We start from the raw sequence: 18,043 nt of genomic DNA, 5'->3' as shown, positions 1-18,043 counted from the left end.
ATGACGATGAAGAAGAACACCTTGGAAGCACGGCTGCCCCAGCTGGTCGTGGCGCCGGCCTTTGTGCTGGGCTTTGCCTTCATTTACGGCCTGATGGTGTGGAACGGCGTGCTCAGCCTCACCGTCTCGCGCATGCTGCCCAACTACGAATGGGCGGGCCTGGCGCAGTACGAGCGGCTGTGGGAGATGGACCGCTGGTGGGTGGCCCTGAAAAACCTGGGCATCTTTGGCGCGGGCTACGTGGGCGGGTCGCTGCTGATCGGCGTGCTGCTGGCCGTGCTGCTGGACCAGAAGATCCGTGCCGAGGGTGCGCTGCGCACCATCTACCTGTACCCCATGGCACTGTCGTTCATCGTGACCGGCACGGCCTGGAAGTGGCTGCTGAATCCCGGCCTCGGCATCGAGAAAATGGTACGCGACTGGGGCTTTCCCCACTTTGAATTTGGCTGGCTGGTGGACACCGAGATGGCCATCTACTGCGTGGTCATTGCCGGCATCTGGCAAAGCGCGGGCTTTGCCATGGCGCTGTTCCTGGCCGGGCTGCGCGGCATCGACGACAGCATCATCAAGGCCGCGCAGGTCGATGGCGCTTCGCTGCCGCGCATCTACTGGCGCATCGTGCTGCCGGCGCTCAGGCCGGTGTTCTTCTCCACCCTCATGGTGCTGTCGCATCTGGCCATCAAGAGCTTCGACCTGGTGATGGCCCTCACGGCCGGCGGCCCGGGCTTTGCCACCGACGTGCCGGCCACCTTCATGTACACCATGTCGTTCTCGCGCGGCCAGATCGGCCTGGGCGCGGCCAGCGCCACCATGATGCTGGCCACCGTGGCGGCGCTGGTGGTCCCCTATCTCTACAGCGAACTGAAAGCCAAGCCCCATGACCGCTAAGCCCTTGTTGTTTCCGTCGCTGGGCCGCCTGCTGGTCTATGCCGTGCTGGCGCTGGCCACGGCGTTCTTTCTGCTGCCGCTGTACGCGATGCTGGTGACCTCCTTCAAGGACGCCGAGGAGATCCGCAACACCTCGCTGCTGGCGCTGCCCGGCAGCCTGAGCGGCGCGGCCTGGTCCACGGCCTGGCAGAGCGCGTGCACGGGCGTGGATTGCAACGGCCTGCGCCCGTTCTTCTGGAACTCGGTGGCCATGGCCGTGCCGGCGGTGCTCATCTCCACGGTGTGGGGCGCCGTCAACGGCTATGTGCTCAGTCTGTGGAAGTTCCGCGGCAGCGACGTGCTGTTCGGTCTGCTGCTGTTCGGCGTGTTCATGCCCTTCCAGGTGGTGCTGCTGCCCATGAGCCAAGTGCTGGGCTGGCTGGGGCTGTCCAGCTCCATCACCGGGCTGGTGCTGGTGCACTGCCTGGCGGGCCTGGCGGGCACCACGCTGTTCTTCCGCAACTACTACGCGGCCATTCCCAAGGAGCTGGTGAACGCGGCGCGCATGGATGGAGCGAGCTTCTGGCAGATCTTTTGGCGCATCGTGCTGCCGCTGTCCACGCCCATCGTCATGGTCACGCTGATCTGGCAGTTCACCAACATCTGGAACGACTTCCTGTTCGGCGTGGTGTTCTCGGGCACCGACTCCAAGCCGGTGACGGTGGGGCTGAACAACCTGGCCAACACCAGCTCCAGCGTGAAGGCCTACAACGTGGACATGGCGGCCGCCATCATCGCGGGCCTGCCCACGATGGTGATCTATGTGCTGGCGGGCAAATTTTTCGTGCGCGGGCTGACGGCCGGCGCGGTCAAGGGTTAAAGAGGTTAAGCAATCATGGCGTCTTCATTGGATATTGCCGGCATCAACAAGCGCTTCGGCAAGGGCGACAAGAGCGTGGAGGTGCTGCGCAAGGTGGACATCCACGTCGCCCCCGGCGAGTTCCTGATCCTGGTCGGCCCCTCGGGCTGCGGCAAGTCCACGCTGCTCAACATCATCGCGGGCCTGGACGAGCCCACCGAGGGCGAGATCCGCATCGGCGGCAAGAACGTGGTGGGCATGCCCCCGCGCGACCGCGACATCGCGATGGTGTTCCAGAGCTACGCGCTGTACCCCACGCTCAGCGTGGCCGACAACATCGGCTTTGCGCTGGAGATGCGCAAGATGCCCAAGGCCGAGCGCCAAAAGCGCATCGACGAAGTGGCGGCCATGCTGCAGATCAGCCATCTGCTGGACCGCCGGCCCAGCCAGCTCTCGGGCGGCCAGCGCCAGCGCGTGGCCATGGGCCGGGCGCTGGCGCGCCAGCCGCAGCTGTTTCTGTTTGACGAGCCGCTGTCCAACCTGGATGCCAAGCTGCGCGTGGAAATGCGCGCCGAGATCAAGCGCCTGCACCAGGCCAGCGGCATCACCAGCGTGTATGTCACGCACGACCAGGTCGAGGCCATGACGCTGGGCTCCCGCATCGCGGTGATGAAGGGCGGCGTGGTGCAGCAGCTGGGCACGCCCGACGAGATCTACAACCGCCCGGCCAACACCTACGTGGCCACCTTCATCGGCTCGCCCACCATGAACCTGCTGCGCGGGGGCGTGCTGGCGGGCGGGCAGTTCGGCATCCAGGGGGCGGCGCTGGATCTGCTGCCCCCGCCGGGCTCCCCCGACATGCTGCTGGGCGTGCGGCCGGAGCATCTGGTGCTGCGCGAGGATGCGCCCTGGCGCGGCCAGGTCAGCGTGGTCGAGCCCACCGGCCCCGACACCTATGTGATGGTGGACACCGCAGCCGGGCCGGTCACCCTGCGCACCGACGCGCAAACTCGCGTGCGTCCGGGCGACCGCGTGGGCCTGTCGGTGGCGCCCGCGCACGCCCACTGGTTTGACGCCCCTTCCGAAACGCGCATGGCCGCCTGAGCCCGGGCCGCATGCGGGCAAGCCGCCGGGCGAAGCCATTGCCGCCGTCCGGGACTTTGGTCTTTGCGTGGAGCGGCGGTTGCAGTAAAAAGAGGCTCCTGCGCTTGTGTAGCAAGCGCGATAAGCTATCAAAAACATAGCGGCAAACGCCGCCCCTCTGGAACCATGAACCACCCACTGCGCCTTCTCGCCGACATTGGCGGCACCAACATCCGCCTGGCCTGGCAGGCGGCGGCGGGCGCCCCGCTCAATGACACGCGCGTGCTGCCCTGCGCGCAATTCCCGACGGTGGACGCCGCGCTGTCCGCCTACCTGCACGAGGTGGGCCTGCCCACGCCGCAAGAGGCCGCCTTCGGCATTGCCAACCCGGTCACGGGCGACGCGATCCGCATGACCAACCACAGCTGGAGCTTCTCGCAGCGCGCGGTGCGCGAGGCGTTTGGTTTTGAGCGGCTGGTGGTCATCAACGACTTCACCGCGCTGGCCCTGGCATTGCCCCTGCTGACCCCGGACCTGCTGCGGCAGGTGGGCGGTGGCGAAGCCGTGCCGGGCAGCGCCGTCGCCTTGCTGGGGCCCGGCACGGGGCTGGGCGTGTCGGGGCTGGTGTTTCCGCCGGGGTCGCTGCAAGGCGTGCCGCTGTCGGGCGAAGGCGGGCATGTGACCCTGGCCGCGCAGACGCGCCGCGAGTTCGAGGTGCTGGCCATCCTGCAGGAGCGCTACGGCCACGTGTCCGCCGAGCGGGCCGTCTGCGGCGCCGGCCTGGTGGACCTGTACCACGCGCTGCGCCGGCTGGCCCAGCGGGGCGGCAAGGAGGTCAGCTCGGCCGCCGAGGTGACCGAACTGGCCCTGCAGTCGGGCGACGCGCTGGCGCTGGAGGCGCTGGAGCTGTTCTGCGGCTTTCTGGGCAATGTGGCCGGCAACCTGGCGCTCACGCTGGGCGCGCGGGGGGGCGTGTACATCGGTGGGGGCATCGTGCCGCGCCTGGGGGCGTGGTTCGACCGGTCGCCGTTTCGCGCGCGGTTCGAGGGCAAGGGGCGCTTCCAGCCCTACCTGGCCACCATTCCCTGCTGGGTGATCGACCCCAGCGCCACGCCGGCGCTGTACGGCGCCTCGCGCGCGCTGGACATCGCGGGTGCGGACGCATGACCGGCGCCTGCGAGCGTCCCATGCTCGGCGTGACGGGCCTGCACCATGTGGCCGTCATTGCCAGCGACTACGCCCGCTCGCGGCACTTCTACGTGGAGGTGCTGGGCCTGCGGGTCGTGAACGAGGTGTTCCGTGCCGAACGCCAGTCGCACAAGCTGGACCTGCAGCTCCCGGACGGGACGCAGGTGGAGCTGTTCTCGTTTCCCCACCCGCCGCCGCGGCCGTCCTACCCCGAAGCCTGCGGCCTGCGCCACCTGGCGTTGCGGGTGGCCGACCTGCAGGCGAGCCTGCACGCCCTGGCGGCCCACGGCGTGGCGGTGGAGCCGGTGCGCACCGATCCATTCACCGGCGCGCTGTTCACGTTCTTTGCAGACCCCGACGGCCTGCCCATCGAGATCGTGGCGCCGGCCTGAGCCTCAGTCGACGGCGATGCGGCGCTCGCGGATCAGCGCCGACAGGAGCTGCGTCTCGGCCGCGATGGTTTGCTGGAAGGTGGCGGCATCCTGCACGATGGGCTCGGCCCCCAGGTCGGCAAAGCGGCCCTTCACTTCCGGCAGGGCGACCGCCTTGGCGATTTCGCCCGCCAGGCGGTTGACGATCTCGTTGGGCGTGCCGGCGGGCGCGAACACGCCAAACCAGTTGCCCAGTTCCACGCCCTTGATGCCCAGCTCCGTCAGCGTGGGGGCTTCCGGAAAGAAGGCGGAGCGCTTGGTGCCGGTGACGGCCAGCAGCCGTGCCCGCCCTTCGCGGATGTGCTGGAAGCCCGTGGCGGGATCGAAGTAGTAATCCACCTGCCCGGCCAGCACGTCCTGCAGCGCGGGCGCGGCCCCGCGGTAGGGGACGTGCACCGCCTCGAAGCCGGCCTGCTGCTTGAACAGTTCACCCACCAGGTGCATCTGCGTGCCCGGGCCGCCCGACGCATAGCTGAGCTTGCCCGGCGCCGCCTTGGCCAGGGCCACCAGGTCGGTGGCGCTTTGCACGGGCAGGGATTTCTTGGCCACGAGATACAGCTGGGCGTAGCCCAGGCTGGCCACGGGGCGCAGGTCGCGTTCGGGGTTCAGCGCGGGCTTGAACAGGAACGGGTTGGCCGTCTGCACGGAGATAGGGGCCACCATCAGCGTGTGGCCGTCCGGGGCCGCCTTGCTGGTTTCCATCACGCCCAGGTTGCCGCTGGCGCCCGGCTTGTTGTCCACCACCACCGGCTGGCCCAGCGACCGCGCCAGTGCCGCGCCGGCCACGCGGGCCATCACGTCGGTGGTGCCCCCGGCCGGAAAGCCCACCACCAGCCGGATCGGCTTGCTGGGCCAGGCGTGCGGCTGGGCCAGGCCGGTGCCTGCGGCTGCGAACAGGCAGGCCGCCGCGCTGGCGCGCAGCAGGCTGCGGCGGGGGATGCGGGTGTGAAGAGGGGATGCGTGCATGGTGTGTCTCCTGGTGTTGATCTGCGTTTTTTTGCGGTGGGGAAATAAGGGAAGGGGGCTCAGGGGTGCGGCGGCATCCTCCAGCCCGGCATGGGGATGGCGCGCACCAGCCGGGTTTCCTGCGCGACGATCAGGTGCTCGGAGGCGGCCAGGTAGGCCGCAAAGTCCGGGTGGCTGTCGCGGGCCTGGCAGCGGCGCTCATAGTCGGCCAGGTCGTCGTAGGCCCACAGGTGCGTGAACTGGTTCAAGGGGCCGACATGGCTCACGTAGAAGCCCACGGGATGTGCGAGCGTCTGCATCAGCACGGGCATGGCCATGCGGTTGAAGACCTCCAGAAACTCCCCCATCTTGCGCAGCCGGATGGTGTAGACGCGGTGGTCCACCAGCGGCTTGGACAGCGGGCGGGACAGGTGCTCATGCGGCATGGCGCGCCTCCGGGGTGGCGGCCTGTGCCGGTGCCTGTGCCGCGCCGGGCGGCCATGCGCCTGCCACATGGCGGCCGGTGATCCAGCCGAAGGTCATGGCCGGCCCGAGGGTGATGCCCGCGCCGGGGTAGTTGCCGCCCATGATGCTGGTGCGGTCGTTGCCCACGGCGTAGAGCCCGGGCACGGCCTGCCCGTCGGCGCGAAGCACCTGGCCTTCGGTGGTGGTGCGCAGGCCCTCGAAGGTCCCCAGGTCGCCCATCACCACCTTCACGGCGTAGTAGGGCCCGGCGCCGATGGGGGCCACGCACGGGTTGGGCTGCTGGTCCGGGTCGGCCAGGTAGCGGTTGAACGCGGTGGTGCCGCGGCCAAACTGGCGGTCCTCGCCGGTGCGGGCGCCTTCGTTGTAGGCGCGCACGGTGGCCTCCAGCCCCGCGGGGTCGATACCGGCGGCCTGGGCCAGCGCGGCCAGCGTGCGGCCCTTGAAGAGGTAGCCTTTGCGGACCAGCCCGCCCACCGGCATGGGCGCGGGCTTGGCGTAGCCCAGCCCGTACTTGGAGAGCGTTGCCTGGTCGCAGAGCAGCCACATGGCAGTCTCGTCCTGGTCGCGGCAGGCGTCGATCATCGCCGCGCCCACGTCGTGGTACGAGTGGGATTCGTTGGTAAAGCGCCGGCCGTTGCGCAGCACGCCGATGATGCCGGGCTTGTAGCGGTCCAGCAGGTGCGGAAAGAGGCCCGTGCGGCCCGGCCCCATCGGCACCCGGGACACCGGCATCCATGCGGCGGTGCCCGTGCCTTCAAAGTGCTCGTCCACCCGCCCGCCCACCTGCTCGGCCAGGCGCAGGCCGTCGCCCGTGTTTTCTGCCGGCACGGGGGAATGGTGCTCACCGCCGCGGGCCAGGTGCGGATAGCGGCGCGTGGTGCGCGCCACGTCATGCGGGTAGCCGCCGCAGGCGAGCACCACGCCCCGGCGGGCCTGAATGCGCAGTTCGCCGTGGGGCGTGTGAACCCGCGCACCGTCCACCCGGTCGTCCGTGCGCAGCAGCTCGCGGGCCTCGGCCTCGGTGTGGATGGGAATGCCCAGGTCGAAGCAGGTCTTGGCCAGCCGGGCGGCCAGGGCGTTGCCGCTGGTCACCTGCACGCCGCGGCGGTAGCGCAGCAGATCCAGCAGATGTCCCCCCAGCCGCCGCGCCACATAGGCGGCCGACACCAGCGATTTGGTGGCGCGGAAGAAATGCTTGAGGTCGGCGTTGGACGAGTTGAACATCATGCCCACGAAGGTGATCGTGGCCAGCGGGGGGCGCAGCCGTGCCAGCTCCGGCCCCAGCTGGCCTGCGTCGTAGGGCGCGGCCAGGATGGAGCGGCCGACGGGCGCCCCGCCCGGTGCGTCGGGGTGGTAGTCGGGGTAGAGCGTGGGAACGAAGCGCACGGCGGTTTCGCGCTCGAACCAGGCCACCATCTCCGGCGCATGGTCCAGGAACGCCTCGATGGCGGCCGGTTCGTAGAAGGCGCCCGCCTGGTCCTTCAGGTAGGCCCGCTGGGCCTCGCGGCTGTCGGGCGCAGCGCATTGCGTGTTGCCGGGGATCCACAGCACACCGCCCGAGAAGGCGGTGGTGCCGCCGAAGCACGGCGCCTTTTCGATCACGACCACATCGAGGCCGTGCTTGCGGGCCGTGATGGCGGTCGACAGGCCGCCGGCGCCGGAGCCAACGACCAGCAGGTCGCACGTGAGATCCTGGCGGGCAAGAAGGGAAGAGGTCATGGGGCAGTCTCCTTGGTAGAGGGGGCGTCGCGAACAGCGCCGGGGGCGGCCCATGCGGCAGCCCGCACCGGGGGCGCGTGCGGCGGAGCGCGGGGGCGCGAGGTTGGGGGGCGGTGCGTCAGGCGGCCTGGGCCGCCAGCGTGTGGTTGAAGCCCGGGCGGGGCACCATGTCCATCAGCATGCAGCCCAGCCCGCCGTCCACCACCAGCTCCGCACCGTTCACATAGGCCGAGCGGTCGCTGGCCAGGAACAGCGCCGGCTCGGCAATGTCCTGGGGCTCGCCCACGCGGCGGCTTGCCGTGGCGGCGGCGCGGCGTGCTTCGAACCCGGGCTCTTCGTAGAAGCGGGCGGACAGCGCGGTGCGGATCATCCCGGGACAGATGGCGTTGCTGCGCACGCCGCGCGGGCCCCATTCCGCGGCCAGTTGCCGTGACAGCAGCAGCACCCCCGCCTTGCTGGCGCTGTAGGCGCCGCTGGCCGTTTGCGGATGCAGCGCCGACACCGAGGCCACGTGAACCAGCGCGCCGCGCCCGGCCTGCAGCATGTGCTGCCCGAATGCCCTGGCACACAGCAGGTAGCCCGTCAGGTTGACGGCCAGCACGGCGTTCCAGTCGGCCAGGGCGACCGTGTCGAGGTTGCCCGGACGAAGCAGGCCCGCGTTGTTCACCAGGACGGCCGCGGGGCCCAGGCTTTCGCGCACCTGGTCGGCGGCAGCGAGCACGGCCGGTTCATCGGCGATGTCGCAGGGCACGGCCAGGGCGCGGCCGCCCTGTGCCGCCAGCCGGTCGGCCACCTGCCGTGCGGCGTCCCCATTGCGATCGAGCACGGCCACCTGGGCGCCAGCGGCCGCAAAGGCCTCTGCCATGGCGGCGCCGATGCCGCTGCCGCCCCCGGTGACCACGCAGACGCGCTCCTGCAGGCCCAGCCAGTCCCGGCCGGATGGGGGCGCAGCACTGGCGTGCGCCGTGCGGGTGTCGGTGGAATGCATGGTCCGTTGTCTCCTTGTTCTTGATGGGGTGAAGCATCTCGCACAAGGCGGTTTCCCTCAATCGACAAAGCGGGCGATGAACAGGACAATTCGTGCATTGCTACCACCGCGGGGATCCGTACAAACCATGAGAATCGAACCAGGCACCGTGCGCCAGTTTGCGCTGTACGGCACCCAGGATGCATCGCCGGCCTGGGCGGACCTGGTGCATCTGGAACGCGTGCCGGAGCGCTCCAGCCTGTTTGGCTGGGAGATCGACCTGCACTTTCACGAGGGGCTGATCCAGGTGCTGTACCTCACCTCGGGCGGGGGCGGCGGCAGTGCGCTGATGGACGGAAAGCGCTGGCCCTTGCATCCGCCCTGCCTGGTGGTGGTGCCCGCGCGCACGGTGCACGGCTTCAGCTTCCACCCGGGCACGGACGGCCCGGTGATCACCGCGGCCCAGAAGCCCCTGGAGTCGCTGGCTGCGCTGGCGGCCCCGGAGCTGCTGGAACACATCCGCCGCCCGCTGGTGCTGCCCGTGGACCCCGACGGACGGCACGCGCAAGCGCTGCAGCCCTTGTTCCAGGTGATCGACCAGGAAGCCCATGTGGACGGTGGTGTGCGCGCTGCCGGTATGCCGCTGCTGGTGGCCCTGTTCGTGCAGATCGCCCGGCTGGCCCAGTCCGCCACGGCGCTGCCCGAAGCCATGCCGTCCCGCCGGGCCGGGCAGATCGAGCGGTTTCGCGCGCTGCTGGACGCCCAGGTGCGACAGCACACGCCGGTGCGGGACTATGCGCAGGCGCTGGGCATTTCGGTGGGGCAGCTCTCGCGCCTGTGCCGTGAGGTGCTGGGCGTGTCGGCACAGGAGGTGGTCAACGCCCGCGTGGTGCACGAGGCGCAACGCGAGCTGGTGTATTCCTCGCTCTCGGTCAAGCAGATTGCCGCAGAGCTGGGCTTTGGCGATGAAGCGTACTTCGGGCGCTTCTTCAAGCGGCAGACCGGCCAGCGCCCGACCGACTTCCGGCGGGAGGCGCGGGCCCAGTTGGCGAGTGCGTAGGCCGCAGGGCGGCCACAGAACCCGGCGCGCACGAAGCCCGGGCCTCGGCCAGTCACATTTCTTCGCTCCAGCAGTGGCCGTCGCGCGCAATCATCGCGCTGGCCGCGCGCGGGCCCCAGCTGCCGGCCGCATAGGGGCGGGGGCCGGCGGGGTCGTTCTTCCAGTACTGCAGGATGGGCTCCACCCAGCGCCAGGCTTCTTCCTGCTCGTCGCTGCGCACGAACAGGTTCAGGCGCCCGGCGATCACGTCGAGCAGCAGGCGTTCGTAGGCGCCCACGCGCTCGGTGCCGAAGCGCTGGTCGAAGTCCAGGTTCAGGTGCACCTGCGACAGGGCGGGCTCCGTCTGGTGCTGGGCCGCGCCCTGTGCCAGCAGGTGCAGCTCCAGCCCGTCCCGCGGCTGCAGGTTGATCACCAGGCGGTTGGCGGCGCCCGCGGGCGTCTTGAAGATGGGGTGGGGCACGGGCCGGAAGTTGACGACGATGTGCGCATCGCGCCCCGCCAGCCGCTTGCCGGTGCGGATGTAGAAGGGCACACCGGCCCAGCGCCAGTTGCTGATCTCGGTGCGCAGGGCCACGAAGGTTTCGGTGGCGCTGGCGGGGTTCACGCCCTTTTCCTGCAGATAGCCCGGCACTGGGTGGCCCTGGTGCGTGCCCGCAACATACTGGCCGCGGATCACATGCTGCCCGATAGTTTCCAGCGTCCAGGGCTTGAGCGCCTGCAGCACCTTGAGCTTTTCATCGCGGATGGCGTTGGCACCGGAGTTGATGGGCGGCTCCATGCCAATGGCGCACAGCAGCTGCAGCGCGTGGTTCTGCACCATGTCGCGCAGCGCGCCGGTCTGGTCGTAGAAGGCGCCCCGCGTTTCCACGCCCAGTTCTTCGGCAATGGTGATCTGGATGTTGGCAATGGTCTCGCGCCGCCACAGGGGCTCGAACAGCGTGTTGCCAAAGCGCAGTGCAAACAGGTTCTGCACCGAGGGCTTGCCCAGGTAGTGGTCGATGCGAAAGACCTGCTCTTCCTTGAGCACCCGCCGCAGCGTATCGTTGATGGCCTGGTTGGACGCCAGGTCGTGCCCCAGCGGCTTTTCCAGCACCACGCGGGTGTTCGGGCCGTTCAGGCCCACGGCCGCGATCTGCTCGCAGACGTTGGTGAACAGGCTGGGCGCGGTGGCCACGTACATCACCACCGAATCCGCATTGCGTTCGCGCAGCATGGCGGCCAGGCGCTCGTAGTCGGCGCTTTGCGACAGGTCCATGCGCAGGTAGTGCAGCAGCGCGCCAAAGCGCTCGAACTCATCGGGGGTGGGGCGCTTGGCCAGTTCCACACTGTCAAACCGCGACTGGATCAGGCTGCGGTATTGTTCATGGCTGTGCTCGTCGCGCGCGACGGCAATGATGCGGCCCCCCTCGGGCAGTGTCCCGTGGCGAAACGCCTGGAACAGGGCCGGCATCAGCTTGCGCCAGGCCAGGTCACCGGTTCCGCCAAACAGGACAAGGTCAAAACTCATGGGGGGTCTCCGTGCGTGGACTGAAGTTGTGTTGGGCTCAAAATTGTAATCTCGTTACATGATTTTTGGCGAGCTGTTGTCCTACAAAGATTTGATTCAGAGGATTGCAACAAAGTATCGGTGCTTTTTTGTAATCAAGTTACCATTGCGCGCTGCCGTTCTGTGATCCCATCTCCGTTAGCCATGCACCTTCGATGTGACCAAACTCCCGCGTGGGCTGCGCTGCAGGCCGCGTTTGACACCGCCGGGCGCGCGTTCGACCTGCGCCAAGCCTTTGCCCAGGAGGGTGGCGCCGGCCGCTTCGACCACTTCAGCCAGGCGGCACCCGGCGTGTTTGCCGACCTGTCGAAGAACCTGTGGGACGAACCCACCGAGGCCCTGTTGCTGGACCTGGCCCGCGCCTGCGATCTGCCCGCCCAGCGCGACGCCATGCTGGCCGGCCAGCCCATCAACAACACCGAAGGCCGCGCCGTGCTGCACACCCTGCTGCGCCGCCCCGCGGGCCTGGCACTGCCGGGCGATGCCCCCCAGGTGGCCGCCGACCTGGCCGCCGTGCACGCCACGCTGGATGCGATGCTCGCCTATGCCGAGGCCGTGCGCGCCGACGATGCCATTACCGACGTGGTGAACATCGGCATTGGCGGCTCCGACCTGGGGCCGCACATGGCGGTGCTCGCGCTGGAGCAGCAGCGCCTGCCCGGCAAGCGCTTTCACTTTGTGTCCAACGTGGACGGGCACGAGCTGCACAGCGTGCTGCAAGGCCTGCGGCCCGAGGGCACGCTGTTCCTGGTCGCGTCCAAGACCTTCACTACGGCCGAGACCATGACCAACGCGCGCTCGGCCCTGGCGTGGTTTGCCGCGCAAGGCGGGCGCTATGTGGCGCGCCACTTCGCGGCCCTCACCACCAACGTGCAGGCCGCGGGCGCATTGGGCATCACCACCACCTTCGGCTTCTGGGACTGGGTGGGCGGGCGCTATTCGCTGTGGTCCGCCATCGGCCTGCCCATTGCCATCGCCATCGGCGCGCAGGGCTTTCGCGAGCTGCTGGCCGGCGCGCACGCCATGGACGAGCACTTCCGCACCGCGCCGCTGCCCGCCAATCTGCCCGTGCGCCTGGGCCTGCTGGACGTGTGGTACCGCAACTTCCACGGCTTCACCAGCCGCTGCATCGCGCCCTACCACGCGGCGCTGCGCCGCCTGCCGGCCTACCTGCAGCAACTGGAGATGGAGAGCAACGGCAAGCGCGTGGCCCGGGACGGCACGCCGCTGGCGGTGGCCACGTCGCCCGTGCTCTGGGGCGAGCCCGGCACCAACGGCCAGCACGCGTTCTTCCAGATGCTGCACCAGGGCACGGACGTGATCCCGCTGGAGATCATTGCCGTGCGCGAGCCCACGCACCCGCTGCCCGGCCACCAGAGCAAGCTGCTGGCCAACGCGCTGGCCCAGGCCCAGGCGTTGATGGTGGGCAAGGCGGGCGAGGACGCGCACCGGCACTTCCCCGGCAACCGGCCCAGCACCTTCCTGCTGCTGGATGAACTGAGCCCCGCATCGCTGGGCGCACTGATCGCGCTGCAGGAACACCGCGTGTTCGTGAGCGGTGCCCTGTGGGGCATCAACAGCTTTGACCAGTGGGGCGTGGAGCTGGGCAAGGTGCTGGCCAAGGACATCGAGGGGCGTTTGGCGAGCGGTGATACAGCGGGGCTGGATGGCTCGACGGCGGGGTTGCTGGAGCGTCTTCGCACGCGCGGCTGATCGCAAGCCTGACACTGACCCGCTCTCAGCGATCCCCCGGCCGTTCGGCTGAGCCTGTCGAACCCGCGCGCAACGCCTCGCTCGGCACCCATAAAAACACAAGTCCGTTCACGCTGAGCGTGCCGAGGCGACGCGCCAGGCCACGGCCGGCTCAGCCGAACGGCTCAGGAGACCTCCACCATGACTGCGACCCTGCCGGACTTCCGCTCGCCCGCATTCCTGCGCGAGCATCTGCGCCAGACCCTGGCGTTCTATGACCCCGTCGCTACCGACCCGACCGGGGGCCAGTACCACTTCTTTCTGGACGATGGCACGGTTTACAACACCCGCACCCGCCACCTCGTCAGCGCCACGCGCTTTGTGGTCACGCACGCCATGCTCTACCGCTCCACCGGCGAGGCCCGCTACCAGGCGGGCATGCGGCACGCGCTCACGTTCCTGCGCACGGCGTTCTTGGACCGTGCCACGGGCGGCTACGCGTGGCTGATTGACTGGCACGAAGGCCAAGCCACGGTGCAAGACGCCACGCGCCACTGCTACGGTATGGCCTTTGTGATGCTGGCCTACGCCCGCGCCCACGAGGCCGGCGTGCCCGAAGCCCGTGCCTGGCTGGCCGAGGCGTTTGACACCGCCGAGCGGCACTTCTGGCAGCCTGCCGCAGGGCTGTATGCCGACGAGGCCAGCCCCGATTGGCAGCTGACGGACTACCGCGGCCAGAACGCCAACATGCACGCCTGCGAGGCCATGATTTCGGCCTTCCGCGCCACGGGTGAGCGCCGCTACATCGAGCGCGCCGAACAGCTCGCGCAAGGCATCTGCCGGCGGCAGGCGGCGCTGTCCACCACGGCCCAGGCCCCCGCCGCCGAAGGCTGGGTGTGGGAACACTTCCATGCCGACTGGTCGGTGGACTGGGACTACAACCGCCACGACCGCAGCAACATCTTCCGCCCCTGGGGCTATCAGATCGGCCACCAGACCGAGTGGGCCAAGCTGCTACTGCAGCTGGATGCGCTGCGGCCTGCCGATTGGCACTTGCCGTGCGCGCAGCGCCTGTTTGACGCCGCCGTGGAACGGGGTTGGGACGCCGAACACGGCGGCCTGTACTACGGCATGGCGCCGGACGGGAGCATCTGCGACGACGGCAAGTACCACTGGGTGCAGGCCGAATCCCTGGCCGCTGCGGCCGTGCTGGCCGTGCGCACGGGCGACGAGCATTACTGGCAGTGGTACGACCGCCTCTGGGCCTACTGCTGGGAACATTTTGTGGACCACGAACACGGCGCGTGGTTTCGCATCCTGCACCGCGACAACCGCAACACCACCCGCGAGAAGAGCAATGCGGGGAAGGTGGACTACCACAATATGGGGGCGTGCTATGACGTGCTGGGGGCCTTGCCGGGCGCCGCGGCGTGATCGCCAGCGGCGATGCGTCAGGCTGCGGCCGCCTCGGCATCCATCGCCGCGAACACCTCCCGCGCAGCGGCCAGCCCGTTGAGGGCCGCGGGGAAACCCGCGTACACGGCCATCTGCATGAGGACCTCGACGGTTTCCTCCCGTGTGACGCCGACGTTCAGCGCCGCCCGCAAATGCACCTTGAGCTGCGGCACGGCGTTGCCCAGCGCCGTGAGCGCGGCGACCACGGCGATCTCGCGGCTGCGCAGGTCCAGGCCGGGGCGGGAATAGATGTCGCCAAACGGGAACTCGATGAGGTAGCGGGCAAAGTCGGGCGCAATGCCGTCCAGACTGGCAACGACGTGCTCACCGGCCTGGCCGTCGATTTCGCGCAGCTTGGCGAGGCCTCGCTGGTAGCGTGGATTGGTTTCGGGGGACATGGGAACTTCCTTCGCGGTTGGGGGACGGGGTGGTGCGAAGGGAGGTTTCCAGGCCCTGGTAGTGCGCAATCTTGCTGCGCAGCACCTGTGCGGCTTGCGCCATGGTGGCGATCGTTGCCTCCACGTCCGCCAGATGCTGCTCCAGCAATTCGCGCCGCTCGGAAGTGGTGGCGCTCCCTTCGCTGCGCAGCCGTGCAAACATCTGCATCTGCCCGATGGGCATCCGCGTGTCGCGCAGGCGCAGCAGGAATCCGATCCACTCCATGTCCGAAGCTGCATAGCGGCGCTGGCCGCCCGCAGCGCGCGGCACCGGCGCGATCAGGCCCGCGCGCTCGTAGTAGCGCAGCGTGTGCGCCGTCAGGCCCGTGCGCTCGGCAACTTCGGCAATGGTGAGGAGAGAATCCATGGGAGTGATTCTGAAAGTTTGAGCGCACTCTAAGTCAAGCACCTTGCAGCCCTCTGCCGCCGCCGGTGCCCCCAGTCCCCGCCGCCCCGCCCGGGGGTGCACCGCGCAGGCGTTCAGCCGCGGAAGAAATTCACGGGCAGCCCCGCCACCGCCACCGGGGTGCTGAACAGCGACCCCGCCGGAACCGCCGCCTGCTGTTCCGCCTCCGGCCTTCCGGCCCGCGCCGATGTGATGTACAGCGTCCGCAAATCCTCGCCCCCGAAGCACACCATGGTCGGGCACTGCACCGGCACGGCAATGCGCTGCAGCACCTCACCGGCGGGCGACAGCTGCAGCACGCACGCCCCTTCGTACATCGCCACCCAGTAATTCCCCTCCACATCCACCGCCGCCCCATCGGGCCGGCCGCCGTAGGGCTGGCCTTCCACCTTGCGGTCGAACTGCACCCAGGGGCGGCGGTTCGTGATCTCGCCCGTGGCCACATCAAAGTCGAACCGGTCGATGCGGTGCTCGGGCGTGTTCGCCCAGTACAGCGTGCGGTTGTCGGGGCTGAAGGCCAGGCCGTTGGCGGTGAAGCAGTCGCCCGCCTTGTGGCGCACCGCGTAGCCCGCCGCGCTGGCCGGGTCGGCCTCCAGGCACCACAGGGCCGCGCGCGGTGCCGTGCGGGGCGTGATGACGGAGCCCGCCCAGAAGCGGCCCGCGGTGTCGCAGCGGCCATCGTTCAGGCGCAGCACGGCGGGGTCGTGCTGGTCGGCGGGCAGGGGCGCCAGGCAGGTGAGGGTGCCGGTGGCGGTGTCCAGTTGGTAAAAGCCGTTGCGTAACCCGATTACAAGACCTCCGCCTGCCACCGGAGCGCAGCAGCCCGGCTCGCTGGGCATGGGCCACTGCCGGTGCCGCCCGCTAGCGGGATGCCACGCGTGCACCGCTTGTCCCTGAATGTCACACCAGTACAGGGACTTTTCCGCCAGATGCCAGAACGGCGATTCGCCCAGTTCAGAGGGCGGAAGGGGCAGGACTTGCAAGGTCATGGGTTGAAGCGAAGTGGTTATCGAGTTACATTCTAGGGCCTCATACCACGGGGCCCCGGCGCCATGCTGCACGGGGTCCTGCCCCCACCGATGGAGACCTCTTCCATGCATCCAGTCGTCGCGCGCGTCACCGAGCGCATCCTCCAGCGCAGCGCGGACACCCGCGGCGCCTATCTTGCAACCGTGGACGCCATGATCGCCCGCAAGCCTGCGCAAGACCGCATGGGCTGCGCCAACCTGGCCCATGCCTACGCGGCGCTGCCGGGGAGCGACAAGTTCAAGGTCACGGTCGAGAAGGCGCCCAACATCGGCGTCGTCACGGCCTACAACGACATGCTGTCGGCCCACCAGCCGTACCAGGGCTACCCCGCCATCCTGCGCGACGAGGCGGCCAGGCAGGGCGCCACGGTGCAGGTGGCGGGCGGCGTGCCGGCCATGTGCGATGGCGTGACGCAGGGTACGCCCGGCATGGAGCTGTCGCTGTTCTCGCGCGATGCCATTGCCATGGCCACGGCGGTAGCGCTGTCCCACGATGTGTTCGACGGCGCGCTGCTGCTGGGGGTGTGCGACAAGATCGTGCCGGGCCTGCTGATCGGCGCGCTGCACTATGGGCACCTGCCCTGCGTGTTTGTGCCCGCGGGGCCGATGGGCTCGGGTTTGTCGAACAAAGACAAGGCCAAGGTGCGCGAGCAGTACGCACAAGGGCTGGTGGGGCGTGACGAGCTGCTCCAGGCCGAATCGGCGGCGTACCACAGCCCCGGCACTTGCACCTTTTACGGCACGGCCAACAGCAACCAGATGCTGCTCGAAGCCATGGGCCTGCACGTGCCCGGCGCGGCGTTTGAAAATCCCGGCACCGAGGCGCGCGAGGCCTTCACGCGCCAGGCGCTGCGCACGGTGCTGGACATCGGCAAGCGCGGCAGCCGCTTCACGCCGATTGGCAAGCTGGTGGACGAGCGCTGCATCGTCAACGCCATGGCGGCCCTGCTGGCCACGGGCGGCTCCACCAACCACCTGATCCACTGGGTGGCGATTGCGCGCAGCGCGGGCATTCTGATCGACTGGTCGGACTTTGACGAACTCTCTTCCGTGGTACCCCTGCTGGCGCGCGTGTACCCCAACGGCGATGCCGACGTGAACCAGTTCCAGGCCGCGGGCGGGCCGCCGTGGATCCTGCGCGAGCTGCTCGCCAACGGCCTGATGCACCCCGATGTGCTGAGCGTGAACGCGGGCGGCATTGCCGAGGGCGGCCAAAGCGCGCCGGCCGTGTCGGGCGACACCGCCGTGCTGCGGCCGGTGAGCACGCCGTTCTCGCCCACGGGCGGCCTGCGCCTGCTGCAGGGCCGCTTGGGCCGCGCCGTGATCAAGGTGTCGGCCGTGCCGGAAGACCGCCACATCATCGAAGCGCCTGCGCGCGTGTTTGATTCGCAAGAAGCGCTGCTCGCGGCCTTCAGCGCGGGCGAGGTGAACCAGAACATGGTGGCCGTGGTGCGCTTCCAGGGCCCGCAGGCCAACGGCATGCCCGAGCTGCACAAGCTCACGCCGCCGCTGGCCGTGCTGCAGAACCAGGGCTTCAAGGTGGCCCTCGTGACGGATGGCCGCATGAGCGGCGCATCGGGCAAGGTGCCCGCCGCCATCCACGTCACGCCCGAGGCACTGGCCGGCGGCCCGCTGGCCAAGGTGCTGGACGGCGACATGGTGCGCGTGGACGCGGTGGCCGGCACGCTCGATGTGCTGGTGGATGACGCCACCTGGGCCGCCCGCACCCCGGCGCCGTACAACGCGCCTGCGCAGACCGGCTTTGGCCGCGAACTCTTCGCCAACTTCCGCCGCCATGCCGGCGGTGCCGAACAAGGCGCTTGCACATGGCTGTAAAGGCTGCCCCCCTGAGCCGCTTCGCGTCATCCCCCCAA

General features: G+C 69.2%; 17 protein-coding genes. 9 read left to right on the top strand and 8 right to left on the bottom strand.

From position 1 onward, the window contains the following. The 5 genes from LWW96_RS01930 (at nt 1) to LWW96_RS01910 (ending at nt 4,389) form a co-directional block, all read left to right on the top strand. Nucleotides 1-888, top strand: coding sequence for a sugar ABC transporter permease (locus LWW96_RS01930; RefSeq protein ID WP_291483983.1), 888 nt, complete (start codon nt 1-3; stop codon nt 886-888). Next, nucleotides 878-1,747, top strand: coding sequence for a carbohydrate ABC transporter permease (locus tag LWW96_RS01925; RefSeq protein ID WP_291483982.1), 870 nt, complete (start codon nt 878-880; stop codon nt 1,745-1,747). The genes LWW96_RS01930 and LWW96_RS01925 overlap by 11 nt, the downstream gene beginning before the upstream one ends. Nucleotides 1,748-1,762: 15 nt before the next feature. Continuing rightward, a complete protein-coding gene (locus LWW96_RS01920) occupies nt 1,763-2,830 on the top strand; it encodes an ABC transporter ATP-binding protein (RefSeq protein ID WP_291483981.1) in 1,068 nt (355 codons plus the stop codon). A gap of 165 nt (nt 2,831-2,995) precedes the next feature. After that, the gene (glk, locus tag LWW96_RS01915) at nt 2,996-3,976 is read left to right on the top strand and encodes a glucokinase (RefSeq protein WP_291483980.1); all 981 of its coding nucleotides are present in this window, start codon (nt 2,996-2,998) and stop codon (nt 3,974-3,976) included. Continuing rightward, on the top strand, nt 3,973-4,389 hold the full coding sequence (locus tag LWW96_RS01910) for a VOC family protein (protein ID WP_291483979.1): 417 nt from the start codon (nt 3,973-3,975) through the stop codon (nt 4,387-4,389). Before glk ends, LWW96_RS01910 begins: the two co-directional genes overlap by 4 nt. A 3-nt stretch (nt 4,390-4,392) precedes the next feature. On the opposite strand, the gene LWW96_RS01905 is transcribed toward LWW96_RS01910, so the two are convergent. The 4 genes from LWW96_RS01905 to LWW96_RS01890 all read right to left on the bottom strand — a co-directional run bounded on the left by LWW96_RS01905 (nt 4,393) and on the right by LWW96_RS01890 (nt 8,566). Further along, nucleotides 4,393-5,394 carry a tripartite tricarboxylate transporter substrate binding protein gene (locus LWW96_RS01905; protein WP_291483978.1) on the bottom strand — a complete coding sequence of 334 codons (1,002 nt, stop codon included), beginning with the start codon at nt 5,392-5,394 and terminating at the stop codon, nt 4,393-4,395. 59 nt (nt 5,395-5,453) lie between these two features. Then, nucleotides 5,454-5,819: an NIPSNAP family protein gene (locus LWW96_RS01900; protein ID WP_291483977.1), complete on the bottom strand. Its 366-nt coding sequence runs from the start codon at nt 5,817-5,819 to the stop codon at nt 5,454-5,456. Then, the gene (locus LWW96_RS01895; protein WP_291483976.1) at nt 5,809-7,578 is read right to left on the bottom strand and encodes an FAD-dependent oxidoreductase; all 1,770 of its coding nucleotides are present in this window, start codon (nt 7,576-7,578) and stop codon (nt 5,809-5,811) included. Before LWW96_RS01895 ends, LWW96_RS01900 begins: the two co-directional genes overlap by 11 nt. A gap of 118 nt (nt 7,579-7,696) precedes the next feature. After that, the gene (locus tag LWW96_RS01890) at nt 7,697-8,566 is read right to left on the bottom strand and encodes an SDR family oxidoreductase (protein WP_291483975.1); all 870 of its coding nucleotides are present in this window, start codon (nt 8,564-8,566) and stop codon (nt 7,697-7,699) included. A 127-nt stretch (nt 8,567-8,693) separates the two neighbouring features. On the opposite strand from LWW96_RS01890, the gene LWW96_RS01885 reads away from it, so the two are divergent. Further along, nucleotides 8,694-9,605, top strand: coding sequence for a helix-turn-helix domain-containing protein (locus LWW96_RS01885; RefSeq protein ID WP_291483974.1), 912 nt, complete (start codon nt 8,694-8,696; stop codon nt 9,603-9,605). A gap of 52 nt (nt 9,606-9,657) precedes the next feature. Here LWW96_RS01885 and zwf read toward each other — a convergent pair whose 3' ends face one another. Then, a complete protein-coding gene (gene zwf, locus LWW96_RS01880) occupies nt 9,658-11,112 on the bottom strand; it encodes a glucose-6-phosphate dehydrogenase (protein WP_291483973.1) in 1,455 nt (484 codons plus the stop codon). A 183-nt stretch (nt 11,113-11,295) separates the two neighbouring features. Here zwf and pgi point away from each other — a divergent pair, with 183 nt between their 5' ends. Both pgi and LWW96_RS01870 read left to right on the top strand, forming a co-directional pair. After that, nucleotides 11,296-12,864, top strand: coding sequence for a glucose-6-phosphate isomerase (gene pgi, locus LWW96_RS01875; RefSeq protein ID WP_291483972.1), 1,569 nt, complete (start codon nt 11,296-11,298; stop codon nt 12,862-12,864). A gap of 180 nt (nt 12,865-13,044) precedes the next feature. Further along, nucleotides 13,045-14,277 carry an AGE family epimerase/isomerase gene (locus LWW96_RS01870; RefSeq protein WP_291483971.1) on the top strand — a complete coding sequence of 411 codons (1,233 nt, stop codon included), beginning with the start codon at nt 13,045-13,047 and terminating at the stop codon, nt 14,275-14,277. Nucleotides 14,278-14,294: 17 nt separating this feature from the next. Here LWW96_RS01870 and LWW96_RS01865 read toward each other — a convergent pair whose 3' ends face one another. The 3 genes from LWW96_RS01865 to LWW96_RS01855 all read right to left on the bottom strand — a co-directional run bounded on the left by LWW96_RS01865 (nt 14,295) and on the right by LWW96_RS01855 (nt 16,130). After that, nucleotides 14,295-14,696, bottom strand: coding sequence for a carboxymuconolactone decarboxylase family protein (locus LWW96_RS01865; protein WP_291483970.1), 402 nt, complete (start codon nt 14,694-14,696; stop codon nt 14,295-14,297). Beyond that, nucleotides 14,623-15,102, bottom strand: a complete 480-nt coding sequence (locus LWW96_RS01860) for a MerR family transcriptional regulator (protein WP_291483969.1) — start codon at nt 15,100-15,102, stop codon at nt 14,623-14,625. Before LWW96_RS01860 ends, LWW96_RS01865 begins: the two co-directional genes overlap by 74 nt. Nucleotides 15,103-15,215: 113 nt before the next feature. Beyond that, nucleotides 15,216-16,130, bottom strand: a complete 915-nt coding sequence (locus LWW96_RS01855) for an SMP-30/gluconolactonase/LRE family protein (protein ID WP_291483968.1) — start codon at nt 16,128-16,130, stop codon at nt 15,216-15,218. A gap of 105 nt (nt 16,131-16,235) precedes the next feature. Here LWW96_RS01855 and edd point away from each other — a divergent pair, with 105 nt between their 5' ends. Further along, nucleotides 16,236-18,005, top strand: a complete 1,770-nt coding sequence (edd, locus tag LWW96_RS01850; RefSeq protein ID WP_291483967.1) for a phosphogluconate dehydratase — start codon at nt 16,236-16,238, stop codon at nt 18,003-18,005. Nucleotides 18,006-18,043: the final 38 nt, after the last annotated feature.

The sequence above is a fragment of the Acidovorax sp. genome (assembly GCF_021287135.1).
Lineage (GTDB): Bacteria > Pseudomonadota > Gammaproteobacteria > Burkholderiales > Burkholderiaceae_C > Acidovorax.
The sequence above is the reverse complement of the archived record's forward strand: the minus strand, read 5'-3'. Positions and strand labels throughout refer to the sequence as shown.